Annotated in this window: 14 protein-coding genes and 1 pseudogene; 6 read left to right on the plus strand and 9 right to left on the minus strand. The window is 53.9% G+C overall.

What is annotated here, in order from left to right; all coding sequences use genetic code 11:
* Positions 1-104 precede the first annotated feature (104 nt).
* Positions 105-308: a hypothetical protein gene (locus CQ012_RS17390; protein ID WP_146112916.1), complete on the plus strand. Its 204-nt coding sequence runs from the start codon at positions 105-107 to the stop codon at positions 306-308.
* 43 nt (positions 309-351) lie between these two features.
* On the opposite strand, the gene CQ012_RS06380 is transcribed toward CQ012_RS17390, so the two are convergent.
* A complete protein-coding gene (locus tag CQ012_RS06380; protein ID WP_105661659.1) occupies positions 352-921 on the minus strand; it encodes a YdeI/OmpD-associated family protein in 570 nt (189 codons plus the stop codon).
* Between the two features lie 205 nt (positions 922-1,126).
* Positions 1,127-1,780 carry a helix-turn-helix transcriptional regulator gene (locus CQ012_RS06385; RefSeq protein ID WP_502692948.1) on the minus strand — a complete coding sequence of 218 codons (654 nt, stop codon included), beginning with the start codon at positions 1,778-1,780 and terminating at the stop codon, positions 1,127-1,129.
* A gap of 464 nt (positions 1,781-2,244) precedes the next feature.
* Between CQ012_RS06385 and CQ012_RS06390 the strand changes: the two genes are divergently transcribed.
* Positions 2,245-2,703, plus strand: a complete 459-nt coding sequence (locus CQ012_RS06390) for a hypothetical protein (protein WP_105661660.1) — start codon at positions 2,245-2,247, stop codon at positions 2,701-2,703.
* A 522-nt stretch (positions 2,704-3,225) separates the two neighbouring features.
* On the opposite strand, the gene CQ012_RS06395 is transcribed toward CQ012_RS06390, so the two are convergent.
* From CQ012_RS06395 to CQ012_RS18045, 3 genes are all read right to left on the minus strand, one after another.
* On the minus strand, positions 3,226-3,969 hold the full coding sequence (locus CQ012_RS06395; RefSeq protein WP_105661661.1) for an SDR family NAD(P)-dependent oxidoreductase: 744 nt from the start codon (positions 3,967-3,969) through the stop codon (positions 3,226-3,228).
* A 145-nt stretch (positions 3,970-4,114) separates the two neighbouring features.
* Positions 4,115-4,372 carry a YdeI/OmpD-associated family protein gene (locus CQ012_RS17865; protein ID WP_502692953.1) on the minus strand — a complete coding sequence of 86 codons (258 nt, stop codon included), beginning with the start codon at positions 4,370-4,372 and terminating at the stop codon, positions 4,115-4,117.
* Entirely contained in the window at positions 4,373-4,492 is a 120-nt protein-coding gene (locus CQ012_RS18045; protein WP_502692954.1) for a hypothetical protein, read from the minus strand.
* Between the two features lie 203 nt (positions 4,493-4,695).
* Between CQ012_RS18045 and CQ012_RS06405 the strand changes: the two genes are divergently transcribed.
* Complete coding sequence (locus CQ012_RS06405) at positions 4,696-5,553, plus strand: TIR domain-containing protein (RefSeq protein WP_105661662.1); 858 nt, start codon at positions 4,696-4,698, stop codon at positions 5,551-5,553.
* A 455-nt stretch (positions 5,554-6,008) separates the two neighbouring features.
* Here the strand turns inward: CQ012_RS06405 and CQ012_RS06410 are convergent, their stop codons facing one another.
* The gene (locus CQ012_RS06410) at positions 6,009-6,575 is read right to left on the minus strand and encodes a YdeI/OmpD-associated family protein (RefSeq protein WP_105661663.1); all 567 of its coding nucleotides are present in this window, start codon (positions 6,573-6,575) and stop codon (positions 6,009-6,011) included.
* A 223-nt stretch (positions 6,576-6,798) separates the two neighbouring features.
* Between CQ012_RS06410 and CQ012_RS06415 the strand changes: the two are divergent.
* The 3 genes and pseudogenes from CQ012_RS06415 (at position 6,799) to CQ012_RS06425 (ending at position 13,311) form a co-directional block, all read left to right on the plus strand.
* A pseudogene (locus CQ012_RS06415) lies at positions 6,799-11,577 on the plus strand (DEAD/DEAH box helicase).
* Positions 11,578-11,628: 51 nt separating this feature from the next.
* Positions 11,629-12,276 (plus strand): helicase associated domain-containing protein, encoded by a 648-nt coding sequence (locus tag CQ012_RS06420; RefSeq protein ID WP_105661664.1) that lies wholly within the window; start codon positions 11,629-11,631, stop codon positions 12,274-12,276.
* 165 nt (positions 12,277-12,441) lie between these two features.
* On the plus strand, positions 12,442-13,311 hold the full coding sequence (locus tag CQ012_RS06425) for a DUF6602 domain-containing protein (protein WP_146112917.1): 870 nt from the start codon (positions 12,442-12,444) through the stop codon (positions 13,309-13,311).
* Here the strand turns inward: CQ012_RS06425 and CQ012_RS06430 are convergent.
* From CQ012_RS06430 to CQ012_RS06440, 3 genes are all read right to left on the minus strand, one after another.
* Positions 13,295-13,807 (minus strand): DUF4411 family protein, encoded by a 513-nt coding sequence (locus CQ012_RS06430; protein WP_105661666.1) that lies wholly within the window; start codon positions 13,805-13,807, stop codon positions 13,295-13,297. The genes CQ012_RS06425 and CQ012_RS06430 overlap by 17 nt on opposite strands.
* 2 nt (positions 13,808-13,809) lie before the next feature.
* Entirely contained in the window at positions 13,810-14,979 is a 1,170-nt protein-coding gene (locus tag CQ012_RS06435; RefSeq protein WP_105661667.1) for an ImmA/IrrE family metallo-endopeptidase, read from the minus strand.
* 225 nt (positions 14,980-15,204) lie between these two features.
* Positions 15,205-16,254: a serine/threonine-protein kinase gene (locus CQ012_RS06440; RefSeq protein ID WP_181149027.1), complete on the minus strand. Its 1,050-nt coding sequence runs from the start codon at positions 16,252-16,254 to the stop codon at positions 15,205-15,207.
* Positions 16,255-16,262: the final 8 nt, after the last annotated feature.

Here is a 16,262-nt window from a genome sequence, read left to right on the forward strand (position 1 = left end):
GGGTTGCCCGGGCGTTGAATTCCACGGTACCAAGGCCCCCGCGAAAATGATCAGTTCCCGAAACCATTTTCCCCAGAGCTCAGCCCTGCGTCTAAACTGGCGATATGACTCAGAGCGTGAAGAAAACTCGACAGGCCGGACTGGGAATGACTACAGGAGCAATGTTCATTGCCTGGACCTTGGGCCTTGTCGGAGTAGTCATGCTGATTCTTGGAGGGGGCACTGCAGCCGCGCTAGTCATTCTTGCGGCAGCGATTCTGCAAGCTGGCGCCATGATCGCCGAAGCGATATACCGTTCCAGAAGCTAGCGCTCAGCAGCACCATCCGCGTAGTGATGGACCGGAGAAAGGATCAGCCTTCCGGAACTCGCTCAAGTTCTGCAACGAATCGGGCCAAGCGGGCGGTCCTCGTTTTCTCCGTTCGGGCAATCATCAGCTGATGCAGGATGTGATAGCGCGGTTGGGATTTCAAGGCCGCAAAGTTCTTGGCCGCCACGGCCGAGCGATCCAGCGCTTCTTGCAAATCCGGAGGAACCTGGGCGGTGGCCTGGCCTTGGTAGGCACGCTCCCACCGTCCATCTTCCTTGGCCTTCTGGATTTCCGCGAAGCCCCGTGGCCGCATGCGTCCTTGATCAATCAATTCCTGGGCGAATTCAGTGTTCTTCTGGGACCAGACAGAGTTCTTCCGGCGGGGAGTGTAGCGCTGGAGGAAGGTCGTCTCATCGCGTTTGCGACGGATGGCATCGATCCATCCGCTGCAAAGCGCCTCGGGCAATGCTTGTGCGACAGCGAGCGACGTGGGGGAAGTCGTTCCCTTCTTTGCCACTACCAGCCAAACGCCATCGCTGGTTTCTTCGTGTTCGTCGAGCCACGCGCGCCAAGCGGTGACATCAGGAAGAATCAAAGCATCTTGTGGATCCATGGAATCTATCCTGCACCTCGTTGCCCATAGTTGCTAGAGCTTGGATTCACCGTCGGGATGATGCCTGCCATTGCTTGCCCGATGGGCGGCAGGCCGTGGCTGGAGACCGTGGAGCAATTTCCTGCTCCGGAACATCATGAAATGACACGCCACGGATCATGGCGAAGAGCGCGGCCGGCCGTCGGCGGGCATCAATGCCGGCAGGCTACGTGGAGCTGGCCACCCCATGGCTGTGCGCCAGCGCGACAGCTTGGGCGCGGGAGCTGACGCCCATCTTCTTGAAGAGATTGCGCACGTGGAATTTCACCGTGTTCTCGCTGATTCCCAGCGCCTGCGAAATAGCACGGTTGCGCTGCCCCGCTGCCAGGAGCTGCAGGACCTCGAATTCCCGGCCACCCAGGCTCCATTCGGCGATTTCCGTCACGGCCGACGGCGGGGCATCCAGCGGCAGCCGCACCGCGACCTCCGTGCCCCATCCGCCCATGACCTCAATCTCGATCAGCCCGTTCAATGCCTCCACACGCCGCACGAGGCGGTCCAAGGCCGCCGCGGAGGGATCGATGCCGCCGCGTGCATCGTCGCGGACATTGATCAGCAAATTCTCGCCGTCGCAGTTCCACTGCACCCGGATCCGCTGGATGTCTTCCTGCTCCATCATCGCCAGGGCCAGACCGCGCACGATGGCCCGGGCGGCATGGGCCACCTCGCCGGGCAACGCCCTGCCGTTCTTGGGCGGCTCGACGAATTGCAGGTCCACGCCGCTCAAAGTGGTCAAGGGGCGCAGGTCATCGCGCAAGCGGGTGAAAGCCGAAGCGACCGGTTCTTCCCCGATGCTATTGGTGCCGTCATCCACGAGCATTTACGCCGGATTGAGCGAGCGCTCGCCGATCTGGACCCGCACCCCGGGCGGTAGGAACGGCTAAGAAACTTGTAGTGAGTGCGGCAAAGTCAGTGTTGCGATCAAGAGGCCGAGAACCTGGTGAGCTAGACATATCGGAACTTGTACTGGACACCCGGTTCTGTCTTGGTGAGCACTTGTCCAGCCCTACTGATGGCGCGGACGGGCAACAGCCTACGAAGCGCATTCTCGGCGAGCGGTCTGCGGTCGATGTAGGTCTCGGCGAGTAAAGAAACGACGGTACGGCACCGGGCAAGGTCCCGGCGAGCCTCGCATTGGTCTGTGTCCGCGCCATGCGTACCTTGCCATATCGGCGGCACACGCATGGTGAGAGCTCATGTTGGACACGTTGCAGGACGCCATGGCGCAAGCAGGACGGCACATAGGTAGCCCAAAATGTCGGCGGTATCTCCTATGGTTCAGCTATGACTACAGAAGAGATAACCCTTTGGGTTCAGACGGCCGCCGTGGTGGTTGCTGTTGGCGCGTCCATTGTCGCGTTGGTTGTGTCGGCGTTGGATCGGCGAAACGCTCGGTCAATCGCGGCGAAGGACCGCGAACACGCTGTGAGGCAAGCGAAGCTCATGTTTGAGCGTGAATCGCTATTGCGTCTCGGGCAGATTCGCCGTCGTGGCGGTCATGTCGACAAGGAAAAGAGCAAGGACATGGGCGCCGAGGCGGCGGCACTGGTCGGCGCGCTAGGAGCGGAGCGGTTGCCGAAGAATTGGCTGGGTGCCGTCGAGCGTGACGATGCAGGGTTGCGCGCGTTCGTGGAGGACGAATCGAACGAAGAATGGCAGAGAAAAGCGGTAGAGGTCCAACTGGCGCTAAATGCAGTGACCGCCGAAATGCAAGAGCTGCTTCGTGAACAAAAAGCCGCATAGGCAGCCATAGAAACGACAAATTCCTCTAGCCATATTTGCCGACATAATTGGCGTCATTCACGAATTAGTACCGGGGCAGCTTTTACCGCCTGGCGTTGCAAGTATTTCTCGCGGTCGCACTCGCGGCAATAGCCGCGTAGCCTGTCGAGCGATTAACTATCGAGGGAGAATGCCGAGACCGGGAGGTCGCGGTCACAGTGGCGGCTGTGCATACCAACGTGCCGGAGGTGAAACTCGCGGCGGCGCACCGTGGTCTCGTTGAGGAACTGTGAGCCTTGAATTAGCTGGCCGAATTCGTCCCGGCCCACCCACCCCGCTCGGATGGACAATTCCTAAGAATGACAACCTCGGGTCAGCCATGAGATGAGTCAGTTCCAGGGTTGCGGCGGCTGGTTCTTATCCTGCCAATTAGCCTCAATCCAGCCAACTGAATACTCGCAGCATTAAACCGATTAGCGTTAATGCATTCCAGAGCCCGGGGAAAAATCCCGGCCCTGGAGTGGCAGGAAAGAGTTCTGAAGACTAGTAGAGCTTGTTGGCTCCACCATCTGCCATGAGAGTTTGCCCGGTGACGTACTTGGCGTCATCCGAGAGCAGGAAGGCGACCACTGGTGCGACGTCGGCTTCCGGATCGCCGAAGCGGCCCAGCGGAACCTTGGCCAGCGACTGCTTGTACAGGTCAGGGAAGGCCTCGCTCCAGGCCTTGACGCCGTCGGTCAATGCCATGGGGGAGACCACGTTGACGTGGATGTTATTGGCGGCCCATTCGTTGGCGGTCACGCGGGACAAGCCTCGGATGGCTTCCTTGGCCGAAGCATAGGCCGCCTGGGTCGGCTGGCCGACCATGGCCGAGCCGGAACCGAAGTTCACAATCGAACCGCCGTTGTCCTTCAGATGCGGGTAGACGGCGAGCATGAACTGGCGGGTGGCCACAAAGCCGGTGTTGAAGGACAGATCCCAGGCAGCCTGGTCCAGATCGGTGAACGGTGCCTGGCGCGAGGCATGGGCGTTGTTCACCAAGCCGTTCAGTCCGCCGAAGTTCTCCACGGCCGCGGCAACGGCTGCATCTGCGGTTTCCTGTTTGCTGACATCGCCAGCGATGAAGATCACCGAGTCGCCGAATTCTTCTGCCAGCGCGGCACCGGCCTCGGCATTCAGATCCACAGCCACGACCTTGGCTCCGCGGCGAGCCAGGACTCGCGAGATCGCTCCGCCAATGCCGGACGCGCCCCCGGTGACAATGACGACCTTGTTCTCAAGCTGCATGAAATTCTCCCTTCGGCGGTACCAGAACCGCCACGGTCCAAGCGCCGATTACCCGACGTCATTCCGGAGTCTACCGCAGCAAGAATCGTTCGGGGAGCGCAGTCCCAGTGGAAGATTATCCGATATTGACTAGCGGAAATGGTGCTCACCTGCTACCGGATTCTCCAGCTTCCTCATTCAATTGGGCGATGAAACGGGAGATGCGCGCAGCCCTGGCCTTCTCCGTCTTGGCGATCATCAGCTGGTGCAGTATGTGATAACGCGGCTGGGACTTCAGCGCCTCAAAAACCGCCTTGGCCGCCGGATGAGCATCCAGCGCGCGCTGCAGATTCGCGGGGACCTGTGCAGTCGCCTGTCCTTGGTGGGCGCGATCCCACCGGCCATCGGCTTTGGCCTTGTCGATCTAGGCCTGTCCACGAGGGCGTATCCTGCCCTGGGCCATCAGTTCCTGGACGAACTGGGTGTTCTTTTCGGACCAGACGGATGATTTGCGCCGGGGAGTGAAGCGCTGCAGGAACGGCAGAGCTCGACCAACGCGTCAAACACCAAGATTTCACCGCTGTTAGAGAGCGAGATAAACTTCGAGAGATTCCCAACGAGCGGCAATCCGTTGTAATACTGTCCCGGCGAGCGGCGAGAGTATAGATACAGCCTTGGTCTCCGTCTTTCTACGACATAACAGGAAGGTTGTTCGACGGGGTCCGACTAGTCTGGGAAGATTGAAGCATGAACGTACGCTTGCAGATTTCAGCCTCACAATTGGGCACCCGACTTGACGAAGCTATAGCTCAAGGCAAAAACCTCATTGAGAGTAGTGGTCAAGATGACATAGACGTTTTATCTGCCGGGTACCAAACGTGGGATCGGCGAAATCAACTCCTTTTGGATGCAAGTTTCCATACTAAAGGATTCTTCACGAGTGGCCCAAAGAATGACTACTTGGATTTTCGAGGGCTTAATTATGCTTTCGGACTGGAAGTAGCTGAATCAGTAACCGTCGATGGGGTCCGAGAGGATATTTTAACTAAGTTGAACCGGCTAAACGAGCTGAAAAGTAATCTGGGATTCTACGCTCTGGAACCAGAAATCCAAGCCGATAGTGCGAACGTTGCTGAAACAGCTGGGGACAAGCCATCAGAGATTTTCGTCATTCACGGTCGCGCTGATGCTCCACGGCTTGAAGTGGTGAACTTGATTCTCCGTGCCACCTCGCACCAGCCAATCGTACTCATGGAGCAGCCAAACCAAGGCAGAACCATCATCGAAAAACTTGAGGAGCATCTTGGGAAGACTGCGGGCTTTGCCGTGGTAATTGCTACCGGAGACGACGAAGGTCGACTAGCAGGTACCTCTGAGCTTCAGCTACGGGCCCGACAGAATGTAATCCTTGAACTTGGCTATGCAATGGGACGCTTGGGTCGACAGAACGTAACCATCCTGCATGAAGAGAATGTCGATCTTCCATCGGATATAAGCGGCGTCGCATACTATCCATTGGATTCGCACGGAGGCTGGCAACGTCGGTTACTCGGCGACTTGAAAGCCGCCGGATTCACAGTGAATGCAGAGGCCATATTGGGTTAATTTCGTCGCAGTAGGCGGACTAATCAAAATTCGTATCGACCCCCTAGAATAATCACAACTGAACGCTAATTTTGATGTTTAGGCACAACAGGGGAAAGTTCCGGAGATACTTTGTGACGGCTAGATATAAAGGGTAATTTCTTGTAGGTAGCGTTGGCATCACGAGTATAGATATCCGCACATGGCAGACAAGGAAACAAAGTTGGCCCTCTGATACCAAAACTTGGTATGGCGCCGCTCTGGCTCGGTGCGGAGATAGTTCTAGTCCGAGGCGCTTGTTGCGCATTCCGTGGGTGTTTGTGGAGAAGGCGGAGTTATCTGTCTCCATTCCCCATGCCCGCCAAACTGAACTACGAGCAACACCTATCAAACATTCTCGCGTCAGAAAAGACCACGATGAAAAATCTCAGTACTCGATTGTGCATCTGAAGGTAGTGCAACTTTCCTGGCTTCAATTAGTCAGCGCTGTGATTCAACTGTGAGATGAAACGGGTGATGCGCGCAGTCCTGGTCTTCTCCATCTCGGCAATCATGAGCTGGTGCAGGATGTGATAGAGCGGCTGGGACTTCAATGCTTCAAACGCCGCCTTGGCGGCAGGCTCAGCATCCAACGCGCGCTGCAGGTCCTCAGGGACCTGGGCCGTTGCCTGCTCCTGGTAGGCGCGATCCCACCGGCCATCGGCTTTGGCCTTGTCGATCTCAGTCTGACCGCGCGGACGCATCCTGCCTTGGGCGATCAGCTCCTGGACGAACTGGGTGTTCTTTTCGGACCAGACGGAGGCTTTGCGCCGGGGAGTGTAGCGCTGCAGAAATGTCTTCTCATCGTTGCTACGCCGCTGTCCGTCGATCCAGCCGCTGCATAAGGCTTCCTGCAACGCGTCGGCAACCAGCAATGAGGTCGGTTCGGTGGTGCCTTTCTTGGCTACGAGCAGCCACACGCCATCGCTAGTTTCTTCGTTTTCATCCAGCCAAGAGCGCCACGCATCAACGTCCTTGAGTATCAACGGATTGTCATAGTCCATGGCAATTATTGTCCTGGCCATGGGTGCTGAGCGCGAGGGATGGGCAGGATGAGGGTAATAGAGTCAATCAAAAGTAATCGGGGCGCAGGCATTGCGGTGTACTCACACTAGACTTAACTGGAAGTTATCCAGTTCTTATTGGTTTGCGTTCTTGGAGGTTATAGTGGCGACACCGTTTGATCGTCTGCTTGATTCGTACCGTGCTTTGTCAGATTCCAAGCGCATGCAAGGCAACTATTTGGAAGCGTTAACAAAGAACTTCTTGCTCAACGATGGTGTGCATTCCCTGCAGTATAAAAACGTGTGGCTTTGGAATGAATGGCCAGGCAGGGACGGTCGCGCCGATAATGGCATAGATCTGGTAGCAGAGCGATACGACGGCGGAATCACCGCAATCCAATCGAAGTTCTACGCCGAAAATACCCAAATCGCCAAGAGCGAGATTGACTCTTTCATCTCGAACTCTGGCAAGAAACCCTTTACTCACCGTTTGTGGGTTGATACAACCGGTCGGGAATGGTCCAAGAATGCTGAGGAGATGCTCGATGGGCAGCATCTACCCATCCAGCGAGTGGGATTAAGCGACTTCCGCAGCTCCAATATTGACTGGGCGACCTACGAAATTACCGTGCCGGAGAAGGCGCCGGGGCTGTATGAGAAGAAGCAGCTTCGCCCGCACCAGCATGTCGCCGTGAGCAAAACCCTGGAAGGGTTCGCGGAGAACGAGCGTGGAAAGCTGATCATGGCGTGCGGTACCGGCAAAACCTTTACCGCGTTGAAGATTGCCGAACGCTTCGCTGAAGCAGAAGGCCACGCGCGAATCCTGTTTATGGTGCCTTCTTTGACGCTGATGTCGCAGTCACTCAAGGAATGGTCGGACGAGACGGAGCTGCCGATGCACGCCTATGCGGTCTGCTCGGATACTAAGGTCGGCCGCACCAATAACAACGACATGACCGATGTGGCGATCCATGATCTGCAGATCCCTGCCACCACCGATGGAAAGACCCTGGTCGAGGCGATGAGCCTGCGTTCGCTGGACGAGGGGATGACGGTCGTGTTCTCCACTTACCAGTCCATTCAGGCCGTTTCTGAAGCGCAGCGGGCCGGGTTGCCAGACTTTGATCTGGTGATCTGCGATGAAGCGCACCGCACTACCGGTGCCACATTAGTCGGCGCGAGTGAGTCGAACTTCGTGAAGATCCATTCCAACCAGGTAATCACCGCGGATAAGCGGTTGTACATGACCGCGACTCCGCGCGTGTTCAACGACAGCATCAAGGACAAGGCCAAGGAAAAAGACGCTGTCCTGTGCTCCATGGATGATTTGGAACTTTATGGCCCCGTGTTCCACAGGATCGGGTTCGGGGAAGCCGTTACTAACCAGTTACTGACCGATTACAAGGTGCTGGTGCTCGGCGTAGACGAAACTCAGATCGTTGAAACTTTCCAGAAGCAGCTTTCTGATTCGAATATGGAGCTGCAGATCGATGACGTAGCGAAGCTGATTGGTTGCTGGAACGGGTTGGCCAAACGCCGGGCAGGGTTGCATGAGGCCTCTTTTGGTACGGATTTGGCGCCGATGCGTCGCGCGGTCGCGTTCAACCGGGACATCAAGTCCTCGAAAATGGTGGAATCCGGGTTCCAGCACTTGGTCAGCACTCATCTGGCGGATCTGGAGAATGATGACCCGACCGATGACCTGCAGGTGCAGGTGAAGCACGTGGATGGCGGTTTCAACGCAATCCAGCGTGCCGAACGTCTGGACTGGCTGAAGGAAGACACCACCGATAAGGGGCAGGTCTGCCGTATCCTGACCAATGCCCGTTGCCTGACCGAGGGTGTGGATGTCCCTTCGCTGGATGCAGTGCTGTTCCTGAATCCGCGCAATTCCATGGTGGACGTGATCCAGGCAGTGGGGCGCGTGATGCGAAGAGCTGAGGGAAAGCAGTTCGGTTACATCATCTTGCCCATTGCGATCCCGGAGGGCATGTCGACCTCTGAAGCACTCAAGGACAACGAGCGCTACAAGGTGGTCTGGCAGGTATTGCAGGCGCTGCGTGCGCACGATGAGCGCATGGACACCGCGATCAATCAGATCGAGCTGAACAACAAGGCCCCGGAATCGATCATCGTCGATAAGATCGACCTGGCACCTAAGAAGAAGTCAGACCGAATTATTGATCCGCGGCCTACCCCGATTGACGAACCTGGCGACCCCGGTCCCACTCAGAAACCGGTGCAGCCGATGCTGGAGTTCCCGGTGGAGGAATGGAAAGACTCCGTCTACGCGAAGATCGTGGACAAGTGCGGCAACCGCATGTACTGGGCTGACTGGTCCAAGGACATCGCCGATATAGCGAACAAGCACATCGCTCTCATCAAGCAGCTACTTGCCGACGCAGATAGCGGACACCGTGCGGCGTTCGATGAATTCATCGAGGGGCTGCAGCAGAATCTGAACCCAGAGATCGATGACGAGCAGGGCATTGAGATGCTGGCTCAGCATCTGGTGACTAAGCCGGTGTTTGATGCGATGTTCAAGGATTCGAACTTCACCGAGCACAACCCGGTATCGGTGGCAATGCAGAAGATCCTGGAACAGCTCGATGAAAACTCGGCGTTCGAGAACGAACGCACCGGGCTAGAGAAGTTCTATGAGTCGGTCCGCGCCCGAGTAAAGGACATCGACAACGCTAATGCGAAGCAACAGATCATTCTGGAACTGTATGACAACTTCTTCCGCAATGCTTTCCCCCGCGTCGCAGACCGCTTAGGGATCGTGTTCACGCCTGTACCGGTGGTGGACTATATTTTGCGTTCTGCTGATGCTGCGCTGCGCCTGGAGTTCGGCAAGTCCCTCTCCGATGAAGGCGTCTCGATTCTGGAACCGTTTGTCGGCACCGGCACCTTCGTCACCAGGCTACTGCAGTCCGGGCTGATCAAGCCCGAGGACCTGCACAGGAAGTACACTCAGGAACTGTTCGCCAACGAAATCGTCCTGTTGTCGTACTACATTGCAGCGATCAATATTGAAACCGTCTACGCGGAACAGTCCAAGCAACTGGGCGTGGATTCAGGAGAATATGTTCCATTCGATGGCATTGCTCTCACTGATACGTTTCAGCTGAACGAGGATGACGGACAGATGAAGTCCAATGACTTCTTCCCTGAGAACCACAAACGTGTGGCCCGGCAGAAGAACCAAGACATTCGTGTCATAGTGATGAATCCTCCGTATTCGTCCGGCCAATCGTCGGCAAACGATAATAATCAGAATCAGAAATATCCGGCACTGGACGCCTCAATCGCTGGTACCTATGCCAAGCACTCAACTGCATCGTTGAAAAACAGCCTTTACGATTCTTACATCCGCGGCATCCGCTGGGCATCGAACCGCGTTAAAAAGGATGGCGTCATTGCGTTCGTCTCTAACGGGTCTTTCATTGATGGAAACGCAGCAGACGGAATCCGCAAAACCTTCGCCAACGAATTCAGCCGCATCTTCATCCACAACCTACGTGGCAACGCCCGTACCTCAGGTGAACAGCGACGCAAAGAATCAGGCAACGTTTTTAAAGAGGGGTCGCGAACTCAAGTAGCTATTGCTGTCCTGATCAAGAACAGTGCTCATAGTGGGCCGGCGGAGATCCTTTACCGAAATATTGGGGACTATCTGTCCCGGGAGGAAAAGCTCGATATTCTCAGCAATGAGGCATCTCTCGAAGGGACTGATTGGGAAAGAATCAGTCCGAATGAGCATGGTGATTGGATCAACCACCGGGATGAGAAATACGATACCTATCAGCCACTCGGCGACAAGTCCACCAAGGGTCAGAGTCATACTCTTGGTATTTTCGAAAACTATTCAGGTGGCGTCAAAAGCAATCGAGATGCGTGGGTTTACAACTTTTCTATCGAAAGAGTTTCATCTAATGTTCATAATCTCATCAACAACTACCAAGCTGAGATTGACGCGGGGAGCACAGACCCAAATCTAGATCCCGCATATATTGGCTGGAGTCCTGGGATGCTACAGGATTTCAGGCGAAGAAAAGAACTTAAGTTTCAGGATTCTGGCATTCGTTCTAGCATCTATAGGCCTTTCAATAAGCAGAATCTTTATATGGGAAAGGGGCTTATCGAACGCCCAGGGCAAATGACAAAGCTTTTTCCAACACCGCAACATAGGAACTTCGCATTTGGAGCTACTGGACGAGGATCCACAAAGGAATTTTCGGCGCTGATGGTTGATTCACTTCCTGACCTTGAATCAATCTCGAAGGCCCAGTGGTTTGCCTTGTATACGTACGAACCAGTTGAGCTCGATCCCAATGATTTGCTGTCGTTGGTAGACGATCCAACCTTAATTAATGGATATCGCCGCAAAGACAACATCACTAAGGCAACGCTTAAGTCCTTCCGAACTATCTACTCAGACCAGAAACTCACGAAAGAGGACATTTTCTTCTATGTATACGGTCTCCTGCACAGTGGCCAGTACAAAGAGAAGTACTCTGCAGACCTTGCAAAATTGCTTCCGCGTATTCCGAAGGTTAAGGATTTCTGGGGATTCAGCAAATCCGGTCGTGCTCTCTCCGAATTGCATTTGAACTATGAGTCTGTTGAACCCTACCCGCTTGAATAAGTGGTGAAAAAGACCGTAGCGGATGAATACGAGATGTACCGTGTACAGAAGTTGGGCTTCCTGGGGCGTAAGGACAAGACCGGCATCGTCTATAACCAGAACATCACGCTCAAAGGTATTCCGGAGGAAGCACTGGAGTACCAGGTGAACGGCAAGTCGGCGTTGGAATGGATTATTGACCGCTATCAAGTCTCGGTTCATAAATCATCCCAGCTCCGTAATGACCCGAACGACTATTCGCGAGAGGTTGGAAACCCTCGATACATTATTGATTTGATCAAGCGAATCATCACAGTATCTTTGGAGACCAACAAAATCGTTGCTAATCTCCCGGCGCTTGAAATCATAGAGTAATTGCGTTGATTCTATGTCTGGAAGGTGTCCTTCATTCTAAGGCACCAATGTATGGCGTATTTTAGTGTCATGACAAGTTGGGAAGTTTCTCGACATCCAGAATGGGACATGATGTATGCCGCTGGCCTGACAGTGCGTGAAATAGCTGATTTGTGTCATGCTAACGTGGCCACAGTTCACCTGCATTTTCGTGTCAGGGAAAAGTACACGCCAGGGGTACACGAAATCCATGCCGTTGCTTTGGGTAAACGAGACCCTGACCGGCCTTCGACGAGATGGCGGCAGCGTCTCTCCGAAGTGCTCACATTCCAGGAAGCTCACCACCGGTTGCCGGACAGTCGGGCCGAAGAGGAGGAGGAACGCTTTCTAGCTCGATGGCTTGCGACACAACGCAATGCCTATCGAAAAGGACGATTGTCAGCGGCGAAAGTTATTCTCCTTGACGGGGTGAAACGGTGGCAAGTCAACTTGTCGCAACGACGCCGCGACGAACACTGGCGAACCATGCTGGAAGCAGTGAGAATTTTCGTCGTTTCTACTGGCCACATGCCTCGTTATAGAACTTACGAGACAGAGGAAGAGCGTGCCTTAGGTGTTTGGCTACACAACCAGCATCAAGGACGCATTGAGAACACCTTGCAACCATGGCGACTGGCCGCCCTAAACAACGCTGTTCCGGAGTGGCGTAGCCGAGCCTAAGCCAGATACCGTATTTCAACCAATAAGGAGTTCTAAGAAGAACATTGGAGCACTTCGATGCCGTCAAACAAACGGCGAGGTTTCGAATTCCTTATCGAGTGTTATCCAAACCTGGATTGGACCGATGGAACAACGAGGGGTTCCCGCCGGTATAGACTTTCTATTATGAATTCATCAAAACCAATAACTCCTCCAGCAGTCCAGAGATACTGGAATGCTGTTTCCAATATCTTGCGTATTGAATCGCAAGAAATTGCCGGTTTAGTGAATCACATTGGGACCAGAGGAACGGCCGATGAGAACTCGATAATTAAAGTCCTGGACAAGGTATTACCGCCGTCCACCCGTGTTTCCAACGGGGAAGTCATCGACTCGGATGGACGAATATCTGCGCAGATGGATGCACTCGTACTATCGAATACTTCGCATCCAGTCCTTTTTGGCCAGACCGCAGACGAGTTGATTTTTCCAGTTGAATCGGTTCTTTTGGCCATTGAGGTTAAAGGAAATTTGAGTAAGGCGGATGTTCAGAAAGATATCGTGGAAAAAGTCCGGAAGCATTATAATTTGAATAGCTCTCACGAATTACGCCCGGTATTTGCTGTATTCGCGCATGAGGCGACGTCTCATCCCAGAACTGTCGCGAAATGGTTTCATGACTTGCCGGAAGATGCCCGCCCGGAATTTTTTCTAGTGAATGATTCAGCGCTGTTCGGAATTCATAACTCCAACTCAACTGACGGATACCAAATTGTCATGCCCTTTGCACCAAAAGCCGGGGAGAACGAGGCAATGGAACTCGCTCAGCTCGGAGGATTCGAAGCACAGTTCTGGAGGCCTATGAACCTGCCAACGGGTCAACAAGTGCGAGTCGATCATGGGGCAGGGATGCTGTTATTCATCAAGGCTGTTTTGGACGTCCTTAGCGAAAGAGGATTCGCCGATGCAGCTTGGCTAGAACGATATTTGGACAAGGTGAGCACCAAGAGAATTCGTTACGTTAAGGACAACGAACCTGTCATGGAACTTCAGTAACAAGTGTAATGGCCTCAGCCTCCAAAAAGTCCTTCACTGTGCAGCAGGCGATTCCAAGGAAGATGCAGGCTTCTGACACAGTACATCGATCCTCTATTGTCCACTCTTCATCGGAGACGACGATGACCTCGTAAGACGTGGCTAGTTGCTGGGCTAGGGCAATTGTAACGATAGCTTGTTGCTGATCGGTTTCCTCATTATTGATATCTAGAATGTGCTGCTGGGCTGGATTCAATCCAAATTTAGCGCACACAGAATGGACACTTTGGTAGCGAACTTCTGCTGCTTCTTTTAGACTCCGCCAACCAGCTGCAGCCCAAATCGTAACAGGCTCGCCTTTGGCATACTCTTGTCGTTCATTTTTTGTAGCTTCACAGTAAATAACACGGGATTTGTCGCGCAGATCTGTGAGCTTTTCAGTAAGCGTGGCATCCAGAGGTGCCAACTTGTTCAAGGTCTGTAACGCCGAGCTGTCGAGTACATAAATCTGAGTCACCTCTACACGGCCTCCCGGCCCAGTGTAAGGAAACTAAGGAGCTCGTTTTGGGACTTAAGATTAAGACTCTTACGTACTTCGATCTCCGAGAGATTGGCGTTCTCAAGTGCCTCGCCAAATAGCCTGGCTATGCCGGTCCCGTAGGCGGCAATTCGCTTTTGTGCTCGTGTCTGGCCTCCACGTGCAAATCCGTCTTGCGCGGGCTCAACAAAACTGCCCGAAACTGCATCTACAAGGCCAGCACTTGCGAGACCCAACTCCTTGAGCCGGATAGCCACACTAAAGTAACTGCAGTAGAAGTAACCCGCGATGCGTCGAACAGATTCGATGTCGTCGTCATGAATAAATACCTTCTTGAGGTACTTTTCCATGTAAGTCGTCAGTTCCTCCTTAGGCATGAGAAACGCAGCTGCGAAACGGTTGCACCAAGATTCTTCGCTGGTGCGGGACTGTAGGTCATGCTTATCACATGCCTTATCGACTCCGCGTAGCAAATGTGCGAGTTCGTGTAGGAGCGTGAATGAACGAGCGGCTGGATGTTTTGCAGCAGAATTTACAAAGATGAGCGGTACGTAATCGTGGTGGAGTGTAAAGCCTCGCAATGAGTCACCTTGGATCGGCAACAGGTTGGTCATCACGCCTTGGCCTTCTAAGGCTTCTCTGATCGACACAAACAACTGGGATTTGCTTTTGATCCTCCTGCGGCGGCTGCTTACATTCCCCCATTGCAGCCAAGCGGCAACAGCTAGGGCTGCTGTCTCTGGATTCGCGTTTGAATGAATGGAGGGGTAATCGACACGTCCGTGTACGAGCTCAGTGCTTATTTTTGCAGCGGCTTGCTGGCGTCTCTTCGCGTCTCTTAGCGCTGCACGTTCGTCAGGGTTTAGTTCCCGGGCCTGTCCTGAGTTGGACATGGGAGCCCGGAAATTTGCGTCCACGGAATGCCGACTTATTGTGGGTGGTGTGGGGAGGGCAAAGAAATAGATCGAGCGCCGAGTAGCTTTCGCAATGAAATTGAGGTCTTCTTCAGCAATGGTGAGGGGGCCTGTAAGAAGTGTGGATTGCCCTGCATGCGTACTAAGTCCAACTGCTTCTAGGATCTCGGCCCTATTTACTCCGGCATCCTCCAACGCCCACTCAAGAACATCTCCTTGAACGGTGGCATTAGTCATGTTGGTAATCCTAGGCTATTTTATATTTTTCTGAAGTAAGTGTGCAGTGTCTATCAGCGGAAATTGAGGCAGATATGTTTAATTTTACCCGTAGAACAGACAATTAGGGAGTAACTAATCTGGTGGAAGCGCGAGTTCTACGTTCATCCATTGATTTAGTCTGCGAATCTACAGAATTGTTTTTGACGCGCTTCGGTAGTGAGCTGGGCCTTTCTTAGGTTGTCCTTATAGGCTAGAAGTCAGCCGTTGGAGTTCAATGGCCAACCTGCTTTCGGTGATATGCCTATCAGGATAACCAGAGATCTGCCGACCGCTTGCATGCATTTTTGCGCTGACCCGAATCTTGCCGTCGTTGGAGGCAATTGCACAAACGCGTACCGCTTTCTTAGCGCCATGGTTAGCGCCAATGAGACAGTGCAGGTGATCTGCGTGGGTCACCCGTTCCCAGTCACGACTGCCTTGTACGGCCTGAGCGAGAGCGTTTCCGAATTCCGTGACGCTCGAGTGGCGCTTCGCCGGATCGCGACTGAGCGATTTACGCACGACCGAGCCGACGGCACGGGAAATGTGTGGCGCAATCGATCGAAGTTCACGCAGCGAACCGGCCATAATTTTATCGTTCTGTTCCTGACGAGAAATTTGGTGGTCAACCGGATACTCGCCGCTCAATAGATAAAATGTTGTTGCTGCCAGTGAGTAGACATCGGTTGCCTTGGAGCACTTGCCGTTCGCGCCGAGTGCTTCAGGCGCGACTGTGCAAAAACTTCCATTCGGGGGAGTGATTCCATCGGAATCGAGCAGATGACAGAATCCGAGGTCGCCCAATACGGTCTGATCGTTGTTCAACATGGCATTGCCTGGTTTGACGTCTCGGTGAAGCATGCCCGCGCGATGAATACGGTCCAGCCCAGACGCGATTTGCTGTACTCTCTGCGCCACTTCTGAGGGGAGCAGTCCATGCGGCCTGCAGTGGTTTTCCAGGTCGCCGCCGTTCATTAAAGAAGTGACAATAAAACGGAGGTCACTGTTGATCACGATATCGGCATTCAACACCTCAAGTAAGTATCGCGACCTAAGCTGTTGAAGCAAGCGGGCCTCTTGCCAGGGCATGCCAAGGGTGTCATGAGTCGGGTCGAGAATTTTCACCGCAACGATGGCATCAAGATGCCTGTCATGGGCTTTGTAAACTGAACCGCCGGCACCATCACCCAATTTTTTAGTCAGTTCGTAGCGATCATTAATTGTGGTCCCCAAAGGAATTTCTGACAGATTCACAGTTACAA

It is taken from the genome of Arthrobacter sp. MYb214, assembly GCF_002979865.1.
Lineage (GTDB): Bacteria > Actinomycetota > Actinomycetes > Actinomycetales > Micrococcaceae > Glutamicibacter.

Coding starts and splice junctions, on each gene's coding strand:
- CQ012_RS17390 (WP_146112916.1), top strand. CDS start 105: ATGACTCAGAGCGTGAAGAAAACTCGACAGGCCGGACTGGGAATGACT.
- CQ012_RS06380 (WP_105661659.1), bottom strand. CDS start 921: ATGGATCCACAAGATGCTTTGATTCTTCCTGATGTCACCGCTTGGCGC.
- CQ012_RS06385 (WP_502692948.1), bottom strand. CDS start 1,780: ATGCTCGTGGATGACGGCACCAATAGCATCGGGGAAGAACCGGTCGCT.
- CQ012_RS06390 (WP_105661660.1), top strand. CDS start 2,245: ATGACTACAGAAGAGATAACCCTTTGGGTTCAGACGGCCGCCGTGGTG.
- CQ012_RS06395 (WP_105661661.1), bottom strand. CDS start 3,969: ATGCAGCTTGAGAACAAGGTCGTCATTGTCACCGGGGGCGCGTCCGGC.
- CQ012_RS06405 (WP_105661662.1), top strand. CDS start 4,696: ATGAACGTACGCTTGCAGATTTCAGCCTCACAATTGGGCACCCGACTT.
- CQ012_RS06410 (WP_105661663.1), bottom strand. CDS start 6,575: ATGGACTATGACAATCCGTTGATACTCAAGGACGTTGATGCGTGGCGC.
- CQ012_RS06420 (WP_105661664.1), top strand. CDS start 11,629: ATGGCGTATTTTAGTGTCATGACAAGTTGGGAAGTTTCTCGACATCCA.
- CQ012_RS06425 (WP_146112917.1), top strand. CDS start 12,442: ATGAATTCATCAAAACCAATAACTCCTCCAGCAGTCCAGAGATACTGG.
- CQ012_RS06435 (WP_105661667.1), bottom strand. CDS start 14,979: ATGACTAATGCCACCGTTCAAGGAGATGTTCTTGAGTGGGCGTTGGAG.